Source organism: Citrobacter sp. RHB35-C21 (genome assembly GCF_013816515.1).
GTDB lineage: Bacteria > Pseudomonadota > Gammaproteobacteria > Enterobacterales > Enterobacteriaceae > Citrobacter > Citrobacter braakii.
In genome coordinates this window covers 1,279,647-1,304,615 of record NZ_CP057147.1, presented here as the reverse complement: position 1 = coordinate 1,304,615, position 24,969 = coordinate 1,279,647, and the positions used below count along the sequence as shown (strand labels likewise).

Here is a 24,969-nt window from a genome sequence, read left to right as displayed (position 1 = left end):
AGCTTAGAAGTTCCATTTCACACCTACCATCGCAGCGCTGTCGTTATACCCTTTGTCGCCAGCCTGAACCCCGATATTGCCCCACAGATTAAGACGAGGACTCACCTGTCCCTCCACACCCACTTTTACCTCGGCAATATTTTTCGCTCCATCCTGGCGCACATTCACGCCATCCATGGTCGTACTGAAATCGCGTGAATTGTGCAGCCAGTTCAGCTCGGCAAACGGCTGGAATTCACGCTCTTTAGCGTTATCCATCTGGTGATGGCTCTTAATCCAGGTTTTCAGGCCCAGTCTGGTCTGCACATTACCATTACCGTTGCTGGTGATACGGGTACCGTTACTTTCACGATGGTCGTTCGCCTTCACTCCCATCCAGACTGCCTGCGCCTGAGGTTGTATGTACCATTCGTTCAGCGTTCCGTGACTGCCGGCAAACTCGCCCATTTTTTGGGCATATCCCATTTCCAGCGAAGCGGTAACCCCTTTCGATTTGTACGATTCGCCTTGCAGGTCATCGCCTTTAACATTGTTATCAAACCAGCTGTACTGAGCCCAGCTGTCCAGCCAGGCGCCGTTATGCGACGCATCATTGGCATACCACGTGGCATAAACGCCGGTGCTGTAGCCATTCACTGAGCCTTTTGAACGATAGCTCGTGCGTGAAGACTGGGTATTGCTGTGATCGTTACCGTAGCCCGCCATCACGCCAAGGTGCCAGCGATCAAGCCCATTCTGGCTCCATTGCGCAATGTCGCCCCCCAGTTGCAATACGTAACGGTTGCTCTGGGTTTTCAACTGGCCGCTACCGTCACGCCAGTTGTTGTGCCCACCGACGTGGCGCATCCACATGCTGGTGACTTTCTGCTCGCCGGTCAGGGCATCGATATACTGCGTTTCGCCCAGACGATCGTGCAAACGGGTGACGAACATGTTGTTGGCTGCCGCCAGGTTAGCCGTGTAGCTGCCGCCTTCCGGACGCAGATCTTTATCGGGATCCGGATCCGGGTTTGGCTGCGGATCGGGATTGGTTTTACCGCTGGTCAGATACCAGTTGCCGCTGTTTTCATCCTGACCACGTCCAAGGCTGTAGTCATATGCCCCCGCCACAATACGGCCAGCCTGAATAAACTCACCATCCGATACGCCATCAACATGGATAACTTCGATACCATCAATCGTTGCGGCACCTTTCCCACCGGCGTTAGTGACGCTGACAGAAGTAGTGCCACTGGTATCACCTTTCACCACCAGCTTATCCGTAACGGAATTGTCATCCCCCAGCGCAGTGTTTAAGGAAAGATGACCATCATTACCCGTGTAATTGCCATTGACCACCAGTTGATTACCGGCCTGCTGACCATTCACACCGGTTGCGAGGATACCGCTGTTAACCAGGTTTCCCTCTACAGTGAACAGGAGGTTGTCACCGGTCCCGGTACCCACCTGCAGCACACCGGCGTTATTCACATTACCTGCGACTCCCCCTACGCCCGAGAGCATCCCCGCCGTAGCTATGTTGACCTCGGTACTGGCAAGCGTGACGGGAGATGTGCCGTCACCCAGAACCAGGCCGCCCTGCTCAATATCCGTTTTCCCCGTCCAGGCGGCGTTATCACCGACAGTAATGGATCCGGCTCCCAGCTTGGTCACGTCGCCGCTACCATAAACGTCGTTATTAAGCTGCCAGTCGGTATGACTGTCCAGCACCAGTGAACCGCTATTGCGCACCTCTGCGCTGCCCAGATTTTCTGCGGTGAACGCGGTGAGCCGGGAATCCGCATCAATAGCAAATTGTCCCGTAAAGGCACTATTATTGCCCACCAGCGCGACATCGCTTTCGGTAAGTTCAATCCGTCCGGCATCGCTGATGCTGTTGTAAAGCACACCTGCCGCCTTATTCATCGTCAGCGTTCCCGCCGCCACAATATCGCCCGTGCCGAGACCCAGCGTCGTGTTCATCAGCACGCGCGCACCTTCTGCAATGGTCGTTTTTGCCGTCAGCGTGCTGTTTTCACCGGTGATGGTCAGCGTATCGCCATTGATGTTTAGCGTGCCGTTTCCGGTCAATATTCCATCGGCTGTTCCGCCCTGCTCCAGGGTCAGGCTACCGCCATTGATGTTCAGCATTGAGTCAGCCCCCGCCGTCAGCTTACCGACACTCTGGCTATGACCATTCATGTCAAAACCGGTATCGGCGGCCAGACGTAGTTCACCGGTCTGTCCCAGAACATTATCGTTTTTCATCAGCAGGTTGCCGCTGCGCACATCGGTGATACCGGTGTAATCGTTATCCATATTCGATAGCGATACCGTCTGGCCTTTGGCGCTGTCAAACGCCAGATCGCCACTGCCAGTCACGCGAGCGCTCAGATCTGCGGCATTACCGGTTTTTCCGTTCGCATCCAGGACCAGTGCATTGTCTCCGGATGCGAGCAGTTCGACTTGTGTCAGACCATAGCTAATGTACAGTCCATCATCGTTATCCCCTCCGGTGAGGCGATAATCATAGGTTCCATTCGCAACAATCTCGCCATTTTGGCTGATACCGGCTTCAACCCCATCGCTGATGATATTGCCATTGCTATCGGTCAGCGTCAGATTGCCCGCACCGCCGGTGACGGAAGAATCAGATGTTGCCAGTTGAATCAGGGACTGCGCATCGTCCTGCTCAAGAAGTGATAGCGTGGTATCAGCCAGCGGACGATCGTTCGTAATCGTGCCGGTATCAACCTGCACGGTTCCACGTCCGGAGAGATCCATCGCGCCAGCATGAATTGTTCCTTCGGAACTGCTCTGCCCCGGCGTCACCCCGTCAAAGCTGATGGTGCCGCCGTTAAACGCCAGGCCTCCGATATTTTGCTCACCGGACCCCACGTGGGTGACGTTCCCCTCGCCTACATTTAATGTTGCCTGGCTCAGCGCCTGAGTATTTAATCCAGCCAGCTCAAAGGTGCTGTTCGTTAGCGCCAGCGTACCGTTGAATCCATCTGCCGCATTGTTGCTGGTAAAATCAAACGCATTACCGCTGGCATCAACAGCGACAGTTCCGGTTCCCGCCAGATGGCTATTAAAAGCCAGCGCAGCGTCAGAATTCAGCGACAAGGTGCTGGTCGTATCAATGTTGTAACCCGTACCGGTCGCATCGTTTTGGTTATCACCCAACGCAAAATCAACATTATTAACGGTAAATACTGAACCAGCAGTGAGATCGATATGCTCCATGCCGGTAATAGCATCGGCGTGATTGAGGATGTACTGTGCGTTATTCAACTGAAGTGTATCCTCCCCATCACCACCATTGAGGCTGGTAAACAGCGAGGTTTCTGTCTCTTTGACATCTTTCAGTAGGTACAGATCGTTACCACTGCCCGTCTTGATGTCGGTTGCGGTACTGCCAGACTCCAGCGTAACGGTGTTATCACCGCTCATCAGGTTAACCTGACCAACAATGCTGGCACCCGCCGCGTTAGTAAACGCGATGCCTGCCCCCGAGAGCATTTCTACCGCTTTTTGCGACGCATCCAGCGCTTTAATAACGCCTTTATTGATAAACGTTTCCAGGGAACCGTTATCAACATTCACCACTGCGTGGCTGGTCGATTTCGATGTCAACTCACCAGCCTGTTCAACATTTTTGGTCGTACCACCGACAATCAACGCTTCACCACCGTTAGCGTCGAGTACGTTAACGCTGACGCCCGTTTTCAGGTCGGTTGACGCATTGGTGACGATCCCTTTACCCGCAGCCTGCTCAACATTGATAACCAGATCGCGCGAGTCAGACATATCCAGCGTTTGATTCGTTTCGCTGCCGTCGATATTTTCAAACAGGATCCCCGTACCGCTCCCCGTAACATTAATCGTTCCGGAGTTGGTCTGCGCCAGGGATGCTCCGGTATGAATACCGATTCCATTCCCCACACTGATAGTTGTATCTTTTAGCTGGATACCCGCAATGTTGGCGACGTTTTCAATCGCGCTTCCTTTACCCGTACTGTCCATCGTGATGATGGCTCCATCGACCAGCAGACCTTTCGCACCGGCGGCCAACAAGATACCGTGCGCGTCTCCCGATGCTTTGGTTTCTCCCGAACCCGTCAAACTTAATGACGCATCATTGCCCACGAGATAGGCTGCGGTGCCATCCGTCGCGGTAACCGTCGCATTGTTGTTCACAACGGAATCAGCGCCTTCGATGCTGACCGCCACGCCATTAACCTTGATGTCGCCGTCGTTATTCAACGAACCACCGGAAACCAGCACGCCTGTGCTGCCCGCCTGGTCAAAGTCGATGCTGCCTTTATGGTTGAGCGTACCGCCGTTGCGGGCGATGTAGCCGAAAGCACCATCCGCCGTATTACTTGTATTCAGCGTGGCGTAACTGGTCAGGGTTGAGTCACCTTTCTGATTTTCATCGACATTCCCGGACAAGTCATAATAATTACCGTCCACAATCCCGGCGGTGGTGTCTTTACCGGAAAGTTTCACGATCACCGCGTCTTTGGTGATAACCCCATCCGCTCCGCCTTCAACCCGAATCCCGGTCGCGCCGTCACCCGTGATACTCAGCGATTGCGAGCCGGAATCAAAATGGCTCCCCGTCCCAGTCACCTGCAGAATAGTGCTGTCGGTGCCTGATGCCGTCATTGTCGTACCAGACGACCCGCTGCCATCAAAAGTCGCACCACCTTCTATGCGATATAATGTTGACCCTTCAGTCGAGACATCTTGCGTATTGGTAGAGGAGGCGTTAACTTTTGAACCTTCACCATAAATAAAATAGCCAATCTGGTTTTTGCCACTGGTAAATGAGACTTTGCCTGTATCGGTAATATCGATAACACCGCCGTCACGAACGTGCAGACCAATGGCGTTATCAGCAGCAAGATTCACACTCCCACTCATCGTGAGTTGAGACCCGGTCCCCTCGACCCAGGCACCAATATTTTTTAATGTATTATCCGTGGTACTACCATTGGTGATATTTATCGTGCCCGAATGAAGCGCCTGACTCCCTCCCTGCAGTTCAATACCGCTGGCGCTGTACCCATTGAGGTTAATCGTGCCGCTGTTTACCAGCCCTTTTGCACCGTTAATCCCCATCAGGCCAATATTTTGCGCTGAGCCGATGCCATTGATGTCAATGACGCCGTCCTGGGTAACGTTGATTGCACCAGGAGACGCACTGCCGTTTGCCTGAATGGCAACAGCATTCTCGACTTTTTCTCCGATCGTGATGTTCCCGGTGTTATTGATGGTTCCACTCTTCACAAACATACCAATGGCTGGAAGAGTGACCTGGACTTCACTGGTCGCCTCATCTTTTACCGCTTGTGCAGTGCGTCCGATGTAGAGCGTCCCGTTATTAGTAGCCACTGCATTACGTTGAACAAACACACCGTAGGTATAGACACCATCGGAAGATTTCGCAGGCTCACCTCCGGTGGCAATATTCATTACTCCGTTATTAATAAAGGTCGCCGTGTCATTCATCAGCACGCCATAGGCGTTATAGATATCCTGATGCGAGGCAAGGTTGATGACGCCGTCGTTCTGTACCTTTGTCGTCCCGGTCGCGAGAATCCCGGTATGGGCGCCAACCCACGCATTTTTCACATCAAGACTGGTACCCGCATCAATAATTCCATTGTTATTTACGATGCTATCACGCGCTGAAACGACATAATCACCACCGGATGCACCGGCGGCAACCCCCAGTGTGCCGTTGTTATTGAGGGTGGCTCCGTCGGTCAGCGTCACCACGGAGGTATCGCTAAAAACCGCCTGAATATTGGCATCAGCAGAAATATTGACGACAGAGCGCGCACCGGAAGCTTTAATAAAACTGTTCACATCACGATTCGCAGCCTGCAACACCGCATCGCCATCCGGGATATTGGTGTCGAAGTGAATGTTTTTCTGTTCCGTGGAATAGGCTTTATGAAGCTCAGCTTCGTAGTCCGTGGGCGAAAGTTGCCCAGCCTCTACGGCTTTCACCAGAGCATCATTGTAGTTTTTTAAATCATCAAGATTATTAACCGTATACTCGCCAAGCGCGCTGGAGAAGGTGCCGTTATAGGTTGCGGTATCAAAGTTATAATCTTTACCGGTATTTTTCGCGACATTACCAACGCTACCGCTTTGTACGATGGTTTTGGCGTTGTAATTCAGTACCGCGTCTTTAGTGTCACTGGCGCTGCTCTCAACGTTATAAACTCCAGAGACCTTGGTGACAGCATTGAAGATATTTGCCGAGTTTGATGCCCAGCCGCTTTCCGTTGAACCAACATTCACATCAAGCGTGCCGCCTGATGTCACTGTCGCCAGCTTCATATTCACATACTGCCCATCACCGACGCTGACCCCCAGATAAGTCGTCAGATCGCCAACGCTGGTAGAGGCAAAATTATCGCTGTCATACACCTGGACTGTACGCGAAGCCCCGGTGATGGGGTCAACGTATTGAATGCTGTGGGTACGACCACCTAAAGTCGTCTGCGTCAGATTTATATTTTCACTACCTGACGAAATATAACCATTATCCATTGCCTGCTGAATAGTCATCGTTTTAAAGCCCGATGCACCAGAGGCGATGCTGCCATATCCTTTAGTACCGGTGATAATATTCATGGTTTCACCGTCACCGACAACAAGTTGCCCTGCGCCATTAGCGTTAGTCGACGGTAAGTAATCAGGCAAGATGTAGTCAGCGGCAAAAGCATATATTGAATGCGTAGCCAGTACGGCACCTATTATACTTAGCGCAATTCTTGAAATATTAAATTTATGCGTTCCAGATTCAATGCGGGCAGAACTATTGGTTTCCACAGAAGCACCACAACGTTTTGCCAGTTCAGAAACAACAACCGCGCAAGAGTGCGAAACACTCCATACCACTTTAAAAATCTTGTTCATCATTACCATTCCGAATAATTCCACGAATACCCTTCCTGGGAAAAATTCGTGGTCACATAGCATTATGGGATGCTCATAATTACCCAGCGGTCAGATACCTCTTCTCTGGAGTTTTTTCCGCTGAAACATTGAGCGATCTGTACATGACGAATGGTATTACCACATCAACAACCAATCTATTTATACTGATAAATTTGCAATTTATAGATGTTTTATCTAAAAAGATAAGTGATTATAGATTTAAGTATCGATATCATCACAGGAACACATAAGCAACTGTTAATGAATTGCATAAACAATGTAATATGACGACCTAATTTTCTACACAATAAACAAACATTTCAAATTAAATAAAACGCATATTAATTTATTTCATACCCCGTAAAAAACATTTATAATCACAGCTCTTAAACAACAAACAACTTATAAGAGAAATCTTATTGCATGGGTTATATTGAAAAACATAACCCATTTGAGTTACTTAAATTATAACTGCGAGAAACAGGGATTTCAGTCAGTCGAAAACACACCTCGCGATAAGCAAGTTCCGCGGCATCTGTACCGCCAGGGGTTGAATGTAATAAGTGAAAAATATCAAAGCCTTTCTAATTGTTGTTTAAGACGCTTGATACCATACTATTTTTAGATTATTTTACTTAAGTAACTTTTCGTTTACTCATTATAAAAATGCCACTTACTAAAGTTACTGACAATTTGTAAATCAACCAGAGACTCAGAACTACGCAGTTCTCAAACCGGCGAATGATTATAATGGTCTATCTGAAAATAGTAGCACTCTTATAATTTAAGCAGAGTGAAGCAGGTATTTATACTTAAAATGAACAATTTCATAGTTTTTTATGCCAGAGGGGATATTTTATAATGCTCAAATGCCCCCTCCTCCTGCATCGGCCCTGACACCTCTCACGATACTGTAGTGAAGAAGAAATACCACTATGGTTTATAATTACGTAATACCCTGTTAATGATGAAAAAATGAAATATCTAATTAACAATGAAGTTACATTTAGGACTGATGATGGCGTTTTGGCGAGTCTGAGTCCGTCGGACAACTCACTCACCCTGTCTATTACCGCAAACAGGATCTTCACCTATCTCCTCGAGCAGGAAGGGAAAGTAGTCTCGAGAGAAGAGATGTTTACGAATGTCTGGGACAAAAATGGTCTGCAAGCCTCAAACAACTCATTAAGCCAGTATATTTCTTTGATTCGTAAAGGATTACAGGAGCTCGGTTGTGAACACGAGATTATTCAAACAGTACCACGGGTCGGCTTTTTCATCGCTGAAGGATTGGTAACCACCATAGAGGAATCGCCTTTGGTTTCCGCGGCGTCCCTCACTCCCGCAAAAGCCACGCCTTCCCTGTCAAAACGCGTAAAAATGATGCTGCTTGCAGCTGGGGGTGTCTCGTTATTCATGCTTCTTTACCCAGTCAACACATTGTTTAACAGCACTCAAAACAACCTTCCCGTCGTACAGTTGTATAAACTTGGCAATATCGACCTCTGTCCGGTCTATACCGTTTTTGAAAGCTCACGAGAAGTGGCAACTGCGAAACTTGAAAAAGCCAAAAAAATGGCTGATTTACACCTGAAGTGTCTGGCTGGCGCATTGTTTATTTTCCAGCCTGACGATCTGTACGTCTACGGCGAAAAAGGTCGCATATTTTTATCCCGCTGTACTTTCAATAATGCAGAAAAAACAAAGTTTGCTGGATGCAAGGACCTTTATATCCATGAATACTAAATATAAAACCAAGATATTACTTGCAGGAGCGGCCGTTCTGGTCGCTGTCAGCACCTTGTTAAGCGCGAATGGAATCAGCCTCATTCCAGTCAATCAGGGAATAAGCGTGCATTGCGTCTCCACACTTTCACTACCCGAACTGCCCGGGGGTGGGAAATACGATGGTAGCCTGATGATCCAGTTGCAAACAGATAACACTGGCGTCATTGATTTCTCAGGGATTATTACCACAACCCCACTGGCAGACAACCGCCCAGGACATCGCCTTATCCTGCAACGCTCCGTCAGTTTTAATTATCGGATAAAAGATAAAGGCGTCGTTTTTCTGCAAGACGTGAAAATGAGTAAACACAGTCTGGATAACGTGTCGGATGAGATGTTTATCCATAATATCTATGACCCGTTCACACCCAGTAAGCGTGCGCAAATATATAAAATTGATAATGCCTACCTGTTAGGCAATACCTTTTCGCCAACGAACGTCTGCGTTAGTAAATCGTAGTAATAAGCCGTAATCCAGGATTGCCTACCCGCCTGGCTAAACCAGAGCAGGGCACGGTAACGCATTGGCCCTGACTCCACGTGTGGCGACAGTAAATCGCTTTCCCTGTCGCCACACGCTTTCGCCCTTATCCAGCGACCAGATAAAATACAGTCCGTTATTACCATAAGCTACAATAATATTAATTTTAGATAATCAACGGCACGTTTGCTGACAATAATGAGCAAAGGGTTATTATTGGCCTGTCTTTTTTTTTAGCAGGAAAGTAAAATGAAAAAAACAAAAGGGTTGATAATTGTTGCCCTTGCTTTCACCCTGGCGTCATGTGCTTCAATTCCTGAGAATATCAAAGGTAATAATCAACCAGATATACAAAAAAACTTTATCTCCGTGCATAACCAACCGGGATTATATACCGGTCAGCAGGCCCGCTTTGGGGGTAAAGTCATCAATGTGATTAACACCAAAACGGATACATTACTGGAAATCGCCGTTCTGCCACTGAACAACTATGCTAAACCGCAAATAGACGCGAGCTATCAGGGGCGTATTCTTGCCCAGCAGAAAGGTTTTCTCGATCCGGTAAACTACAGAAACCATTTCGTTACTATTTTGGGGACAATTCAAGGAGATGAACCAGGATTCATCAACAAAGTCCCGTACAACTTTGTTAAAGTTGATTTACAAGGTATTCAGGTTTGGCATTTAACAGAGTCAGTCAACACCACCTATAATATGTGGGATTACGGCTATGGCGCGTTCTGGCCTGAACCCATGTGGGGCGCCCCCTATTACGCTAATACAGTAACTCAGGTAACTCCGGAGCTAGTGAAATAATCTCTGTAGTAAGATGGCGCGAATATATTCCGGAGTCGGGTACTGACAAACGCCCAGCACATCACCCCGCGTTGACCTTATTGCGCCATCCTGCTTTATGAGATCCTTCGCTTAGCACGCATTCTTCCTGTTACATATAATTTTACCCGCTAACACTTGAGCGAAAAAATGGGCTTTAGCCATCTCATGCCTGAGCATCTTTTGTTATTTACCGATAACTCTTCCACCCTGCCTGTAATAAAAGAACATCGGTGTTTACGATTTATTCAGGGATTACTATGAACAGAAAATGCTTACTGTTGATACCATTATTTTTTAGTAGCGTCATCATCACCGCCTGCGATAATAAACCTGCAGTAAAAACCACCGCGATGGAGCCCGAGGTCGGCGTTGTTACCTTAGCGCCCTCTTCAGTGAATATTAAAAGTGAACTTCCAGGTCGCGCGGTTTCATTCGAGATCGCCGAAATCCGCCCTCAGGTTGGTGGGATCATCATAAAACGCAACTTTATTGAAGGTGATAAAGTCAGCAAAGGAGAGTCACTGTATCAAATTGATCCAGCCCCGCTGCAGGCACGACTGGATTCAGCCAAAGGCGCGCTGGCAAAGGCACTGGCGACGGCCAATAATGTGCGTCTGACATTAAATCGGCAGTCAGCGTTAATAAAATCCAATTACGTCAGCCGTCAGGACTACGACACGACACGCTCACAGCTTAATGAAGCAGAAGCCAATGTCGCCGTCGCCAAAGCGGATCTTGAGCAGGCCACCATCAACCTTCGTTACGCTAATGTCACCTCACCGATTGATGGCATCAGCGGTAAATCCTCCGTAACCGTGGGTGCCCTGGTCACCGCAAATCAGGAAAACGCGCTGGTCACCATTCAGCGGCTGGATCCGATTTATGTTGATTTAACACAGTCAGTACAAGATTTCTTACGCCTGAAAGAAGAGAAAGCCAACGGCAAAATTGCCCAGCAACAAGGCAAAATTCCAGTTGAGCTGATGCTGGAAAACGGCAAACCCTATCGCCATACCGGTACGCTTGAGTTTTCCGATCCCGCCGTCGATGAGACCACCGGATCGGTGACTTTGCGCGCCGTGTTCCCCAATCCTGAAGGTGAAATTTTACCCGGCATGTATGTCACAGCGTTGCTGGACGAAGGCAGCCAGCAGAACGTTTTGATGGTCCCCCAACAAGGGATTACGCATAACGAACAAGGAAAAGCCACTGCGCTGATCCTTGACCAGCAAAACGTGGTGCAACTGCGCGAAATAAACGCCGTGAAGGCCGTTGGCAATCAATGGCTGGTGACCGCAGGATTACGCCCCGGCGATCGGGTCATTGTGTCCGGATTACAAAGAATTCGTCCGGGAATCAAAGCCCGGGTCCTCCCTTCAAAACTGACCACTCCTGACGCGGGAACTGAACAGTAATATTTCAGGTATTAAGGACACTTTCTTCATGGCCAACTTTTTTATTGAGCGCCCGGTTTTCGCCTGGGTGCTCGCCATTATCATGATGTTTACGGGCGGTATCGCGATAATGAACCTGCCGATCGCCCAGTATCCACAAATTGCTCCCCCAACCATTACCATCAGCGCTGCCTACCCAGGGGCAGACGCAAAGACCGTTGAAGACTCCGTAACTCAGGTGATTGAACAGAATATGAATGGTCTTGATGGCCTGATGTATATGTCATCCACCAGCGATGCGGCAGGTAATGCGTCGATTATCCTGACTTTCAAAACGGGCACGTCACCCGATATTGCGCAGGTTCAGGTACAGAATAAACTGCAGCTGGCGATGCCTTCTTTACCGCAGGAAGTACAGCAGCAAGGGATCAGTGTTGATAAATCCAGCAGCAATATTTTGATGGTCGCCGGCTTTATCTCTGATAATAACAGCCTGAGCCAATATGATATTGCCGACTATGTGGCCTCGAACATCAAAGACCCAATAAGCCGCACTGCCGGGGTGGGGAGCGTACAGTTATTCGGTTCGCAATACGCCATGCGTATCTGGCTGGATCCGCAAAAGCTCGACAAGTATAACCTCACACCTCAGGACGTCATTACCCAGCTCAAAGTTCAGAACAACCAGATATCGGGCGGGCAGTTGGGAGGCATGCCTCAGTCAGCCGATCAGCAGCTAAATGCGTCGATAATCGTCCAGACGCGCCTGCAAACTACCGATGAATTTGGCAAGATCTTTCTTAAAGTTCAGCAAGATGGCTCCCAGGTTCTGCTGCGCGATGTCGCGCGAATTGAGCTGGGTGCGGAAAATTATGCAACGGTTGCACGTTACAACGGCAAACCCGCCGCCGGGATTGCAATTAAACTTGCCGCTGGCTCGAATGCCCTGGAAACATCCCAGGCAGTCAAACAGGAGCTGAACAGATTATCGGCCTGGTTTCCGGCCAGCATGAAAACCGTTTATCCCTATGACACCACTCCGTTTATCGAGATTTCGATTCAGGGGGTTTTTCATACTTTGATCGAGGCAATCATTCTGGTATTCCTCGTCATGTATCTGTTTTTGCAAAGTTTCCGCGCAACGCTTATTCCCACAATCGCCGTTCCGGTAGTGATCCTTGGCACCTTTGCGATACTCGACGTCGCGGGTTTTTCGATTAATACGCTCACGATGTTTGGCATGGTGCTGGCGATAGGGTTGCTAGTCGATGATGCCATCGTGGTGGTTGAGAACGTAGAACGCATTATTGCCGAAGAACACCTGTCACCAAAAGCGGCGACCCACAAAGCGATGGGCCAGTTGCAGAGAGCGCTGGTCGGTATTGCCGTTGTGTTATCCGCCGTATTTATGCCGATGGCATTTATGAGCGGAGCAACCGGTGAAATTTTCCGTCAGTTTTCTATCACCTTAATCTCCTCCATGCTGCTGTCGGTGTTTGTGGCGATGAGCCTGACGCCAGCACTCTGCGCCATGCTGTTGAAATCCCACGAGGGAGAAAAAGCAAACACACATATTCTGTTTACCCGTTTCAATCACTTTATGGAGAAATGTACTCAGCACTACACGGACAGCACCCGTAAACTGCTACGTTGCACAGGCCGTTATATGGTCGTGTACTTAGTGATTGGCGCGGGCATGATTGTGCTGTTTCTACGTACCCCGACCTCCTTTTTGCCTGAAGAAGACCAGGGGGTATTCATGACCACCGCGCAATTGCCTTCGGGCTCAACGATGGTGAACACCAGCAAAGTGCTCGGGGAAATAACGGATTACTACCTGACGAAAGAACAGAAAAATGTCGCTTCGGTTTTCACCGTAGGCGGATTTGGTTTCAGCGGCCAGGGGCAAAACAACGGTCTGGCGTTTATCAGCCTGAAACCGTGGTCAGAACGCGTTGGTGAAGAAAACTCAGTTACCGCCATTATTCGACGGGCGATGATGGCCTTAAGCACCATCAATAATGCCGTCGTTTATCCGTTTAATTTACCCGCTGTTGCAGAACTGGGAACGGCTTCAGGTTTTGACATGGAGCTGCTGGATAACGGTAACCTTGGGCATGAAAAAATGATGCAGGCCCGAAACGAGCTTCTGGCGCTGGCCAACCAGTCGTCCGGTGAGGTCGACGGGGTGCGCCCGAATGGTCTGGAAGATACACCGATGTTCCGCATTCATGTTAACGCCACGAAGGCGGAAGCCATGGGCGTTGCATTATCGGATATCAATCAGACCATCTCCACGGCGTTCGGTAGTCGCTATGTCAATGATTTCCTGAATCAGGGACGCGTTAAAAAAGTGTATGTCCAGGCCGATACGCCGTTCCGTATGTTGCCGGATAATATTAATCACTGGTACGTACGTAATGCCTCCGGCGCTATGACGCCGCTTTCGGCCTACTCATCCACCGAATGGACCTACGGTTCTCCCCGCCTTGAACGCTACAACGGTCAGCCTGCAATGGAAATTCTGGGCCAGCCGGTCGAAGGGAAAAGCAGCGGCGATGCGATGAAATTTATGGCATCGCTGATAAATAAACTGCCTGCGGGCGTCGGCTATGCCTGGACCGGTCTGTCTTATCAGGAGGCGCTGTCCACAAACCAGGCACCAATGCTGTACGGCATTTCGCTGATCGTCGTGTTTCTGGCACTGGCGGCACTGTATGAAAGCTGGTCGATACCGTTCTCGGTAATGCTGGTTGTGCCAATCGGGGTGGTCGGCGCTTTGCTGGCGACCGACTTGCGCGGCCTGAGCAATGATGTTTACTTCCAGGTAGGCCTGCTCACCACTATGGGGCTCTCGGCTAAAAACGCCATTCTGATCGTCGAGTTCGCCGTCGAGATCATGCAAAAGGAAGGAAAAACGCCGCTTGAAGCCGCAGTAGAGGCCGCGCAAATGCGCTTACGACCTATTTTGATGACGTCACTGGCCTTTATCTTAGGGGTTATCCCTCTGGCAATAAGCAACGGCGCGGGCTCTGGCGCGCAAAATGCCGTCGGTACGGGTGTTATTGGTGGGATGCTGGCCGCGACAGTGCTGGCGATCTACTTTGTTCCGCTGTTCTTTGTTCTCGTAGAAAACATGCTGGCGCGATTCAAAACACGGCGCTGATTCCCTGCCCTCGTACGTGATTATCCCTGGGATAAGTTTATTAAATCCCAGGGATTCTCAATGCTCTCTCAGAGAAAGGGTTCCATTCACCTTAAGTTCTTCATTTCATTACAGCGACGATACTGTGACTACGTTAAGAGTGGCATTCTCCACCACACTTGAGTCCCTCTGCTCTGCGGGTAATCAATGCCCGGTGGCGCTTCGCTTATCAGGTCTACGGTTGTTAGCGGGCCCTGCTATCCAGCGAATTTCTCGCGGATAGCAGGGTAAACATTACGGGGATTTTTTCTTGTAGGGTAACAACTAAGGTAGGTACAGAGGTTGTCAATTCTGACTCATGCCAGGCTATCAAAACGGGTAATCAATAGTGCAGACCGGAACCCTTCAGATTTACGGCCAGCTCGCCCAATTTAGTATCAGGGTGTCGATGACACATTTTAATCATCTTGGGTACAGCGACAGTTTCCACCTCATGCAGGGGAACATAATCATCGCCTTTAAAGTCCGAATTTTTATTAACAATCACAAAGGCAATTGCTGTCATGTATTGCCGACTCATATCAACGAATTCTTTACAGGTCATATCTTGTGGCGCCGCTTCCGTTGCCTGTGTAGCAAAAGCACGGCTCATCGGCGCCATAACAGAGGCCATAAGAATAGCTGTAGAGACAATCAATTTAATATTCACAATGCGCTCCAGAAGTAGCATTAATTTTTATCGGCGAGTTTTTCAGTTTGTACCAACGACGCATTTCTGCGCAGACTGATAAAAGCCAAAGAACTAAAGATCATCTCAACGCCTATAAAGATGGAGGTAAACACATAAGAGCGGTCGGGATCCATATTCAGCCACACGGCTGCAATAAGCAGGTCAAAAATACCGATAAAAATATTCCATCCATAGCCCGGACTGCGGAACATTTTGACGCCGGAAGCAACACGAAAAATCCCGCCAAGAATAAACAGGCAGCAAAAAACCATTGCCAATGAATTCATACCTATCACAGGATTTTCGAGGAAACAGTATCCCAGCAGCAACCATGCGATAGCAAAAAAGGCATAGGTAAATTTGGCTTTCAACTGCTTTTTACCTGAGGAAAACAGGCTGTAAATAGAATAGAAGCCGCACACCAGGAACATAAAACCTGTTGCATAGCTCAAGTAAACACCTGCAGCGATTGGATAGATTAAGCAGCAGATGCCACAAACCAACAACAGCACGGCCATGATTGTGGCGTGTCTTTTATAATGAAATAGTGTTTTTTCATTAAATGCTTTCAGGCTACGCTGATTAAAAACAAACATACATCCTCCGTTACATAGAAACGCAATGTAACCTACTAATAAAAGAGTAATATTCAATTAATACATATCACTTACAATGGGATGATAAGACTTTCACTCCGAATTCGTATATAAGAATAAAGGAATGTCATTATCCGTATAATCCTACACGCGTCAGACGTCTGACACCTGTAAGATTAAACGCTCATTATTCTATCCTGGCTCTGATTCCACTCTTCGAAGTTATTTAATATGCTTATTTCGTTTGGTGAGATATACCAAATTTATTCAGGAGAAAGTAATGAAAAAGATTATTCTTGCAGGTCTACTTGCAACCATGATGGGCTCAGCCCCGGTACTGGCAGCTACCACTACCACGCCGGCACAAACTGCTACCGCCAATGTACAAAAAGAAGCTGCCGATATTATGCAGGTCGCAGTACAAGGTGCAAACGCGATGCGTGATATTCAGCTTGCCCGTCTGGCCCTGTTTCATGGACAGCCTGACAGTGCTAAAAAATTAACCGATGACGCCGCTTCCCTGCTTGCAGGTGACAGCCACGACTGGGCGAAATTTGTAAAAGCTGCGCCTAAAGCCAAGATGATTGACGATCAGTACGTGATTATTAACGCTACGATTGCGCTGTCAGAAGACTATATTGCCACCCCAGCTAAAGAATCTGCTATCAATACAGCGAATGGCAAAATGGCTAAAGGCGACTGGAAAGGTGCTGTGGATACCTTGCAACTGGCGGGTATCAGCGTGCTTCAGACCCAATACCTGATGCCCCTGAATCAGACGCGTAAAGCCGTTGCCAGCGCTCAAAAACTGCTGTCTTCAGGTAAATACTATGAAGCAAACCTTGTGTTAAAGGGTGCTGAAGAAGGCATTGTGATCGATAGCGAGATGCTGGGCGCAGGCCAGTAATACTCAGCACTACGGAGTGTTGAACCAGGACTTTCTCTCCTGATCGGGTTGCTACGGCAACCCGATCAGGGGGGTTAATGGCTAATCAGACTGTTAATCTCAATCTCAATTTCCCGCATGACGGCAACAATCTTCTGTAATGCTTCCTGGCGTACTGCCAGAGGAAGATCGTCATGTCGCATCGATTCAAAAGGTTCGCATAGCGTCTGAAGAGCAGTAATGCCCAGAATTTGCGCCGAACCATGCAACCGGTGAAGGGCTCGCAAAAACAGCTGGGGTTCGTCTTGCTCAACGGCTTTCTCGGCCGCCTGTAAATCGCTAAACGTTGCCTCGCGGAATGTTTCGAGTATCTCGTTCATTAATGCGCGATCGCCGCCAGTATTTTCCGTCAAGACATTGAATTTCAGATGCCGGATTGCACAAGGAGACGAATAACCGGTTTCGATTTTACTTAATTCATGCGTCAGTGTCTGAATCGACACGGGCTTAAACAGACACAAATTCATGCCGTTTTGCAGACACCTGTCACGTGACTGTGGGAGCGCGCTGGCCGTCAGTCCCCATATTTGTAAATGAGGCTGCTGACGACGTAACGAAGCCGCAAGATCAAACCCGTCCTTCTTCGGCATATTCACATCAGTTATCAACAGGTCGTATGATTTTTTAGCCAGTTTGGCTTCGGCTTCCTCACCATCACACGCTTCATCCACGCTGTAACCAATGGCGTTCAACTGTCGCTTAAGCAGCAGGCGATTGGTCGGGTTGTCATCTGCTATCAAAATAGACAGACACGGCAGCGGCAACAGCGCCCCCGGTGTGTTGCTATCCGGTACAATTGACTGGCGGGCAGTCTCAACCGGCAGCGTTATGGTAAACGTGGTTCCTTGCGCCGGTACGCTCATCAAATCCAGCGTACCGCCCATCAGCGTCACCAGCTCTTTGCAGATAAATAATCCCAGACCAGACCCCGTTTGTTGACGCCCACAGCGCCCCTGAGCGTAGCGACGAAACAGCCCGGCCTGCTCCTCTTCGCTAATCCCGCAACCGGTATCGCTAATGGCGATGGTCAGGGTACCGTGATTCTCCCCGTCAGGTGTTAAACGGGCCGTCACATGAATGCTACCCTGCTCGGTAAACTTCAGCGCATTGCCCACCAGGTTGGTGAGAATTTGCCGCAAAGCTTGTTGATCGACAAACACCCTCTCGTTTGCCGGCAACTGGCTTACGCAAGCAAGCGTAACGCCTTTCTGTCTGGCTAAGGCATCAAAAGAGTGACACTGCAATTCAATGAGCTGCGAGAGATCCGTCCATTGAGGAACAACCTGATATTTACCAGACTCAATCTTATCAACGTCCAGAATCTTACCGATCAGCCCAAGCAATGACTGGGCTGTCGCTGCGGTAAGAGCAATCGCCTCTTTTCGTTGTGCCGGGCTGAGTTCTGAGCTCGACAGTAATTCCAGAAAGCCCACAATCGAGCTGACAGGGGTACGTAATTCATGGCTCATGCTCGCAAGAAAGCGACTTTTGGCCTTGGTTGCTTCAATCGCTTTATTTTTTTCGGTTTCCAGTTCTTGAGACAGTGCCTCTTTGAGATGAAGCTGCTCTTCCAGCTGCCGCTGCGATTGTTTTCTTTTATTTACCTCACGGGAGAGTGAGATCCCCCAGATCAGGCTAATTGCTATCAGCAACAGCGCAAACACCACCAGTTGATAGAACTGTTTGCTATACCGACTCCAGAGATCGACCTGCGTATTAGAAATTTTCGACCACTTCTCCGTCATCTGCAAAATCTCACGCGGCGGTATCGCCTGCAGCGCTTTATCCATTACGGACTTCAACATGGGCTCGTGGGGAGAAATCGCAAAGCTCACCGACGCACCAGGCATATCCGGTAGCCTAAAAAAGTGCATATTTTTCTGGTAGTCATGATCGACCATGAACCTTGCCGACAATTCGGTAGCAATTGCCGCGTCAACCTTGCCATCCCTGAGCATAGTCATCGCGACGCTGCCAGTATCAGCATCCACCCAGGTGGCCTGCGGGTAGCGTTGTTTCAGGTCACTTTCCAAAACATGTCCGGCGGGCAACGCAATACGGATCGGTGTATTCAGTAACGAGTCGGCCGTTTCATCGCGGGAAGTGATAATCACAAACGCCACATTCATCAGCGGATCGCTAAAGGTCGAATTGTGCTGATTTTGATTTGTCAGGGTGATAGTGGGATACATATCCCATCGTTCGCCGCTTATTTGTTTTGTCTGTTCACTTTTGGTGTTGGCCAAAACCGGCTCAAAATCAATCCCCGTTTGCAGATGAATAATATTCAGCAAATCGCCAAGAATTCCACGTAACTCACCGCTGCGATCGACAAGCGTGTAAGGCGGATAATCTGGATTGATAAGAATGCGAATAGTATGTTTCTTCTTCAGCCACGCTTTTTCCTGATCGGTAAAAGGAATAGGCGCATTCAGAAAAGCAAGGTTACCGCGGTTCAGCCAGTTCTGCATGACCTGCATATGAATTTCATTACTGATTGACGTAATGAAACCATCAAGAATATTTCTTAATACTGGCTGGTCGTCCTTCACCACAAAATAATTATATTGCTCTTGTTTATCAAAGTAGTGCGTAATAACCAGTGATTGCGAAAAATATCGGGAGACACAATGACTGCTGGTGATATTGTTCCCAATATAATATTGGTTATCACCGTTCACTACCGATGCCATGGCCTGATACTCGTCGTCGTAAAATGAGACTTTAGCTTCAGGAAAAGCATCCTGGATAACATCAAGAAAAGGACAATCTCGCACACACGCGACGCTAACCGGATGCTCCGAGGTCAGCGGCAGCATAGTGTTTTTTAGCGAGGTCACAAGCGTCGGCCACGTCGTCAGTAATGCCGAAGTGCGCAATAAATGGCCGCCGACATCTTGTCGCCGGGACAGCTGAGTTATCAATGTATCTACATCGTTACTGGCAAGTGCGTTCAGCGCTTCATGCTCATTATCATACTGCTTTATAACAATTTTTATATTGAGATTCTTTTGCATTAGCGCAAGATAATCCGCGTTGACGCCCCGATAATATTCACCGCTATTTTGATAAACAATGGGGGAGACTTCCGGTAACCAGGTGCCAACAACCAAGGTTTTTTTATGCGCTAACCAGTTTGTTTCTTCCCTGTTCAAGCCGATATGTTGTACTGAGGTATTATAGTTACTTTTTAGCTCAACTTGCCGGGCTGAGCTTACACCCGTAGAAAACCCGATGGTAAATATGACCATCAAAAAAATAAACAAGCGTTCCAGCATTACTCTATCCTATTTTATTTCTTTGCGCATAATCATAAATTTCCATTAATGACGAGCAATCTAATTTCTCCATCAAACGGCTTTTATAGGTGCTTACCGTTTTATTACTGATGTTCATTTTGCTGGCAATAGTGCTGTAATCCATACCGTTAAGAATATAACGCAACACTCTCATTTCCTGAGTCGACAACGTATCAAGCTTATCCTGTTCGCTGACAGATGAGCCAGTAAAATGCTCAAGGGAAAAGGGAAAATAGCTATACCCATTTTTTGCAGCTTCGATTGCGGCAAGAATATTATTCATACCTTCTTTTTTACTCACAAATCCGTTGGCACCGTATTCGGCGCTACGTTTGCCGTAAAAAAATTCATTTTTGGCTGAAATGATAATGATTACACCAGCATAGTGCCGCTTTCGCAGTTGTTCCAGCACTTCGATGCCGCTGATGCCCGGAATATCCACATCAATAATCAGTAGCTCCGGCTTAGTTTTTTCAACGGTTTGGACCACATGCTCTCCGCTGTCGAGCTCGGTGGTTACGGTAATACCATTAGTATCGAGTAAGTTGCGGATGGCTATGCGAGCTAATGGGTGATCATCAACGATTATCGCGTTCATTGCGTACAAGAATCCCGATAAATAAAGAGAGGCGATGGCTATCGAGCAGGTGAGCCTTAAGCATTATAATTTATAAAAATAAGGCGTTATCAGGTAAATCCTAACACATTCACACGTATATTTATTAGTTTTTTATAAAAACGAAGAATAAGGTATAAATGCAACACTGCATTTTACAAATTTTAAACCTTGAGCCTATCTAAATATCAAACCATTAACACAACCAAAAGGAATATTCCTACATGTGTAGGATTAATCCCTCATCTATTATGATTCATTCTTAATGGCCGGGGTCATATAACCAGGGGGGGTCATCACAACGGCAAAGGTGTATATGCAGAATAGCTATCTAAGAATCATTTTTATACCAGGTCAAATCTGGAGAAAAAGATAATAAACCTGCTGATTTGATAGTAAAACGCCCTGTGGCTCAGGAAACAACAGAGCCACAGGAGTCAGTCATGAATCAGGCTTTACTGGGCAACGCCCCAATAGCATGGGAGCTTTTCACGGTCAGCGTAACGACGGCAGAACACAACAGCGCGGCAATCATAAAGATAGATGAGTCCGGTAGAGTACCGGACTCTGACAGAGTAACAATGAAATTACAGTGTCCAGGTATAGGGGTTCAGTGCACGGTGAGCCTCTCTTGCACGTTCACGGGTATCTGAGCCTCAGAGAATTGATATCACTGAGGTGAACGGAACCCTGAGCCGGAATCACATGTTCTCCATACATGCTTAACTGAACGGTATTGCGCGTAGCGCGGGCTTGTGGTGGTTAAGTACAGGGATACTTAATCAAACACACCATTGATAACCGCGGTGACAATTGCCGTGCTCAGTGCAATCAACACCAGATTGTCGCCAACAACCTGCCATTCATAACCCGGGTAATACGGCAGTTGATTCAGCATCGAGGATGGGACACTTTTCTTAGCGATCCCCGGAGGAAGTGGTTTTCCTCGCGCCAGATTTTTGGCGATGCCCGGAGGCAGTGACTTATATCCCGTCAAACCATATCTGACGGCGTACTGCCTGGCCACGTTATAGCTAATATCACTATCAACATGGTCCGGCTTGCCATAATTTTTACGCTGTTCCGATTGCGAGTTGTTTTTTGGGCCTGGGTTTCCTTTCTGGCTATGACTGCTATTACCCTTATTCCCACTATTACCATGGTTGCCGCTATTACCATTTCCGTTGCCATTACCGGGGTTAGCCGAAACGGGGATAGCGCACATCGACATCGCGGCAACGGCAACTAAAGCCGTTGCTAAAGTACGGAGCCTGGACATGATGATTCCTTAAGATATGGATACATACAAAATGTATGGTATTGCGTGAATATTGGCTATCGCTATGAATCCGATTTATTGGCAGAAAAACGCTGTCGCTTTGCAAAGTGAGCAGCTTTGATTGACCGTTTTTAAAATTAAAACCCGCCATTCCCGTTAACTCAGATCGGCAAGCGACAGGCACAGGATCTGAGTTTTTGGGAATAACTTCGCGAAAATGGAGAGAAAACGGCGTTTTTTTTCGGTTAAGCTATGTTCATGCTTTGGCGCTACCCATGGTCAGATTCACTATTCAGGAACCCACCCATAATGGCAAAAAGTACCCCGCAGCTGCCGCTCGACCCACATATGTGTCGCAGCTATGAAAAAAAGTCGCGAAGTCCGCTGGCGCTCTACTCAGAGTATCAGCGGATGGACGTCGAGCTGCGGGCTCCGCTAGCCATGACCTACAGCCACTGGCACGGTCAGGTTGAAGTGAATGTGCCGTTTGATGGCGATGTGGAGTACCTTTTCAATGACGAAGTGGTGAAAAGCAAACAGGGCTTTATCACGCTGTTCTGGGCCTGCACACCCCATCAGCTGACGGATGCCGGGCACTGTAAACAGATGGCCATCTTCAACTTACCGATGCATCTGTTTTTGTCCTGGCCGCTGGACAGGGAACTGATCAACCACGTGACGCATGGGATGGTGATCACGTCGCTTGCCTCGCAGCAGCTGAGCGCTTTTGAAGTGCAGCGTTGGCAGAGTGAACTCAACAGCAACAATGAGCAAATTCGTCAATTAGCCATTGATGAGATTGCCCTGATGCTCAAGCGATTTAGCCTCGCTGGCTGGCGGCCAGTGCTGGGTAACAAAACATCGCGCACCCAGAAAAACAGTATTTCACGGCATTCACAGTTTTACGTCAGCCAGATGCTGGAGTTTATTGCCGCAAACTGCGACAAACAGCTTACGGTCGATGCTATTGCCGAACACGTTAAGCTCAACCCAAATTATGCGATGGGCATTTTTCATCGCGTGATGCAACTAACCATGAAACAGTATATTACCGCAATGCGCATCAACCATGTGCGGGCTTTGCTTAGCGATACGGATAAAACAATTCTGGATATCGCTACAATTGCAGGTTTCCGATCCAGCAGCCGTTTTTATAGCTCATTTCATAAATACGTCGGCATGCCGCCGCAGCAATATCGCAAACTGAGCCAACAGCGCCGAAATCATTCACCTTATGCCGAGGGGTAATTTATTCGTCAAACTCACTCTTACCTTACAACCAAAATATAAACATCAGAATAGCAGGTCAAAATAGATAATCTGCAGCAGTTAATAAAATAGGGTTCAGCCATGAACTCTGGCAACTATGTTACTCAGTTATGGGTGACCTGTAGCAGGTATTTATTTGACGTGTTCAACCATTAACGATTGGGATGGAATTATGGAATTAAATAGCTGCACCGCCAACAACAGAAAGCCATTGTCTTTCTTTTGGTCAGTTTTACCCATGATAGTCATGCTGGGTGGAATTAGCATCGGATATTTTATCTTCAATATTCGAGCTGAACCCATGATCCTCGTGGGAACCGCAACCGCCTCGTTTATCGCCATCGCTCACGGCTACACGTGGGATGACATTCTACAATCTATTTGCAATAAAATATCTGAAGCGCTTCCTGTCATATTAATCGTCGCCAGTATCGGTTTCTTAATTGGCGCATGGATGGTGTCAGGCACTATTCCAATGATGATTTATTATGGTCTGAAGTAGATTAACCCGCAGTATTTCTATATTTCAGCATTTATGCTGGGAGCGCTGATCTCAGTCTGTACCGGCACCTCCTGGGGATCTATCGGAACCGTCGGGATCGCCATGATTGGCGTAGCGATTGGTCTGAATGTTTCGCTGCCCATTGCTGCTGGCGCTATTGTCTCCGGCTGCTGGTTTGGTGATAAGCTTTCTCCGGTTTCTGACTCAACCAACATGGCGGCGCTGGCTGCCGGTGTAAACCTGTACTCGCATATCGGCCATCTGCTGTGGACCACCGGCCCGGGATTTATTATTTGCTGCGTCGTATACAGCTATATGGGCATGGGCATTGATGCCTCATCCAGCGCGCCAGCTAATATCACCAACTTGATGAACGCTATCGGCCAGATTTATCACTTTAACATTCTGCTACTGTTGCCACCGATCATCGTTTTGTATGGCTCACTGTCAAAAAGACCGCCAATCCCGATGCTCTTTTTATCCACAATAGTCTCGATGATTCTGGCATTAGCCTTTCAGCAATTTACCGCATCATCGGTTGGCGAATCCGTGGTTAGCGGTTTTAAGCTCGCGATGCTCACCGGAGATAACCTGCCAACACTGTCATCAGATGTTTCGCGCTTACTGGAACGAGGCGGCGCCATTTCAATGTTTAGCAGCTTCGTCACCGTCTTCAGCGCCTTCAGCTTTGCCGGCGCAATGAGTGCGACAGGCTCTTTGCACACCGTGATAAACGCGCTCACGAAAGGCGTTAAATCCACATTCCGCCTGGTGGCCACCACGATTGTGACGACGTTCACCATCTGTGCCTGTACGGCAAATGGAACCTTGCCACTGCTGCTGTGCGGCGATGCCTTTAAAGAAGAATATAAAAAACGAGGACTTGCGACAAAGAACCTCTCGCGTACTACCGAAGATGCCGGAACCGTTGTCGAACCGATTATCCCCTGGTCTGCCTCAGGCGTTTATTGCGCCACGATGCTGGGCGTGGCGACGCTTGATTATTTGCCATGGGCAATCCTCTGCTACAGCGGCATCATCTTTGCCCTGCTGTGGGCGGCCACCGGTATTGGTATTGCTAAATATGAACCAAATGAAGCTACAGAGCATATGGTTGAGCAAAAATCATAGGCTAATAAATAGCTAAA

The 24,969-nt window shown here is 48.3% G+C and carries 15 protein-coding genes; 9 read left to right on the top strand and 6 right to left on the bottom strand.

All coding sequences use genetic code 11. The features are described 5' to 3' along the window. Positions 1–3: 3 nt before the first annotated feature. The gene (locus HVZ39_RS06295; RefSeq protein WP_249419340.1) at positions 4–6,918 is read right to left on the bottom strand and encodes an autotransporter outer membrane beta-barrel domain-containing protein; all 6,915 of its coding nucleotides are present in this window, start codon (positions 6,916–6,918) and stop codon (positions 4–6) included. 996 nt (positions 6,919–7,914) lie between these two features. On the opposite strand from HVZ39_RS06295, the gene HVZ39_RS06290 reads away from it, so the two are divergent. The 5 genes from HVZ39_RS06290 to HVZ39_RS06270 all read left to right on the top strand — a co-directional run bounded on the left by HVZ39_RS06290 (position 7,915) and on the right by HVZ39_RS06270 (position 14,605). Next, a complete protein-coding gene (locus tag HVZ39_RS06290) occupies positions 7,915–8,685 on the top strand; it encodes a winged helix-turn-helix domain-containing protein (RefSeq protein ID WP_047499516.1) in 771 nt (256 codons plus the stop codon). Next, positions 8,630–9,187 (top strand): hypothetical protein, encoded by a 558-nt coding sequence (locus tag HVZ39_RS06285; RefSeq protein ID WP_249419310.1) that lies wholly within the window; start codon positions 8,630–8,632, stop codon positions 9,185–9,187. Before HVZ39_RS06290 ends, HVZ39_RS06285 begins: the two co-directional genes overlap by 56 nt. Positions 9,188–9,457: 270 nt before the next feature. Continuing rightward, entirely contained in the window at positions 9,458–10,024 is a 567-nt protein-coding gene (locus HVZ39_RS06280) for a Slp family lipoprotein (RefSeq protein ID WP_016154094.1), read from the top strand. A 278-nt stretch (positions 10,025–10,302) separates the two neighbouring features. Then, complete coding sequence (locus HVZ39_RS06275; RefSeq protein ID WP_149382225.1) at positions 10,303–11,460, top strand: efflux RND transporter periplasmic adaptor subunit; 1,158 nt, start codon at positions 10,303–10,305, stop codon at positions 11,458–11,460. 28 nt (positions 11,461–11,488) lie between these two features. After that, positions 11,489–14,605 carry an efflux RND transporter permease subunit gene (locus HVZ39_RS06270; protein WP_181633349.1) on the top strand — a complete coding sequence of 1,039 codons (3,117 nt, stop codon included), beginning with the start codon at positions 11,489–11,491 and terminating at the stop codon, positions 14,603–14,605. 361 nt (positions 14,606–14,966) lie between these two features. Here the strand turns inward: HVZ39_RS06270 and HVZ39_RS06265 are convergent, their stop codons facing one another. After that, the gene (locus HVZ39_RS06265) at positions 14,967–15,257 is read right to left on the bottom strand and encodes an HdeA/HdeB family chaperone (protein WP_223949840.1); all 291 of its coding nucleotides are present in this window, start codon (positions 15,255–15,257) and stop codon (positions 14,967–14,969) included. Between the two features lie 56 nt (positions 15,258–15,313). Next, on the bottom strand, positions 15,314–15,910 hold the full coding sequence (locus HVZ39_RS06260; RefSeq protein WP_047358942.1) for a DUF308 domain-containing protein: 597 nt from the start codon (positions 15,908–15,910) through the stop codon (positions 15,314–15,316). Between the two features lie 280 nt (positions 15,911–16,190). Here HVZ39_RS06260 and HVZ39_RS06255 point away from each other — a divergent pair, with 280 nt between their 5' ends. Further along, complete coding sequence (locus HVZ39_RS06255; RefSeq protein WP_016154099.1) at positions 16,191–16,817, top strand: YfdX family protein; 627 nt, start codon at positions 16,191–16,193, stop codon at positions 16,815–16,817. A gap of 74 nt (positions 16,818–16,891) precedes the next feature. On the opposite strand, the gene HVZ39_RS06250 is transcribed toward HVZ39_RS06255, so the two are convergent. The 3 genes from HVZ39_RS06250 to HVZ39_RS06240 all read right to left on the bottom strand — a co-directional run bounded on the left by HVZ39_RS06250 (position 16,892) and on the right by HVZ39_RS06240 (position 22,050). Further along, positions 16,892–20,134, bottom strand: a complete 3,243-nt coding sequence (locus HVZ39_RS06250) for a transporter substrate-binding domain-containing protein (protein WP_181633348.1) — start codon at positions 20,132–20,134, stop codon at positions 16,892–16,894. A gap of 4 nt (positions 20,135–20,138) precedes the next feature. Next, positions 20,139–20,753, bottom strand: coding sequence for an acid-sensing system DNA-binding response regulator EvgA (evgA, locus tag HVZ39_RS06245; protein ID WP_016157256.1), 615 nt, complete (start codon positions 20,751–20,753; stop codon positions 20,139–20,141). Between the two features lie 796 nt (positions 20,754–21,549). Further along, a complete protein-coding gene (locus HVZ39_RS06240; protein WP_016154103.1) occupies positions 21,550–22,050 on the bottom strand; it encodes an anti-virulence regulator CigR family protein in 501 nt (166 codons plus the stop codon). Between the two features lie 309 nt (positions 22,051–22,359). Here HVZ39_RS06240 and melR point away from each other — a divergent pair, with 309 nt between their 5' ends. From melR to nhaC, 3 genes are all read left to right on the top strand, one after another. Continuing rightward, positions 22,360–23,298 carry a transcriptional regulator MelR gene (melR, locus tag HVZ39_RS06235; RefSeq protein ID WP_181633347.1) on the top strand — a complete coding sequence of 313 codons (939 nt, stop codon included), beginning with the start codon at positions 22,360–22,362 and terminating at the stop codon, positions 23,296–23,298. 193 nt (positions 23,299–23,491) lie between these two features. Continuing rightward, a complete protein-coding gene (locus tag HVZ39_RS26560; RefSeq protein WP_249419308.1) occupies positions 23,492–23,821 on the top strand; it encodes a hypothetical protein in 330 nt (109 codons plus the stop codon). A 33-nt stretch (positions 23,822–23,854) separates the two neighbouring features. Continuing rightward, positions 23,855–24,952: a Na+/H+ antiporter NhaC gene (gene nhaC / locus HVZ39_RS06230; protein ID WP_249419306.1), complete on the top strand. Its 1,098-nt coding sequence runs from the start codon at positions 23,855–23,857 to the stop codon at positions 24,950–24,952. Positions 24,953–24,969 lie beyond the last annotated feature (17 nt).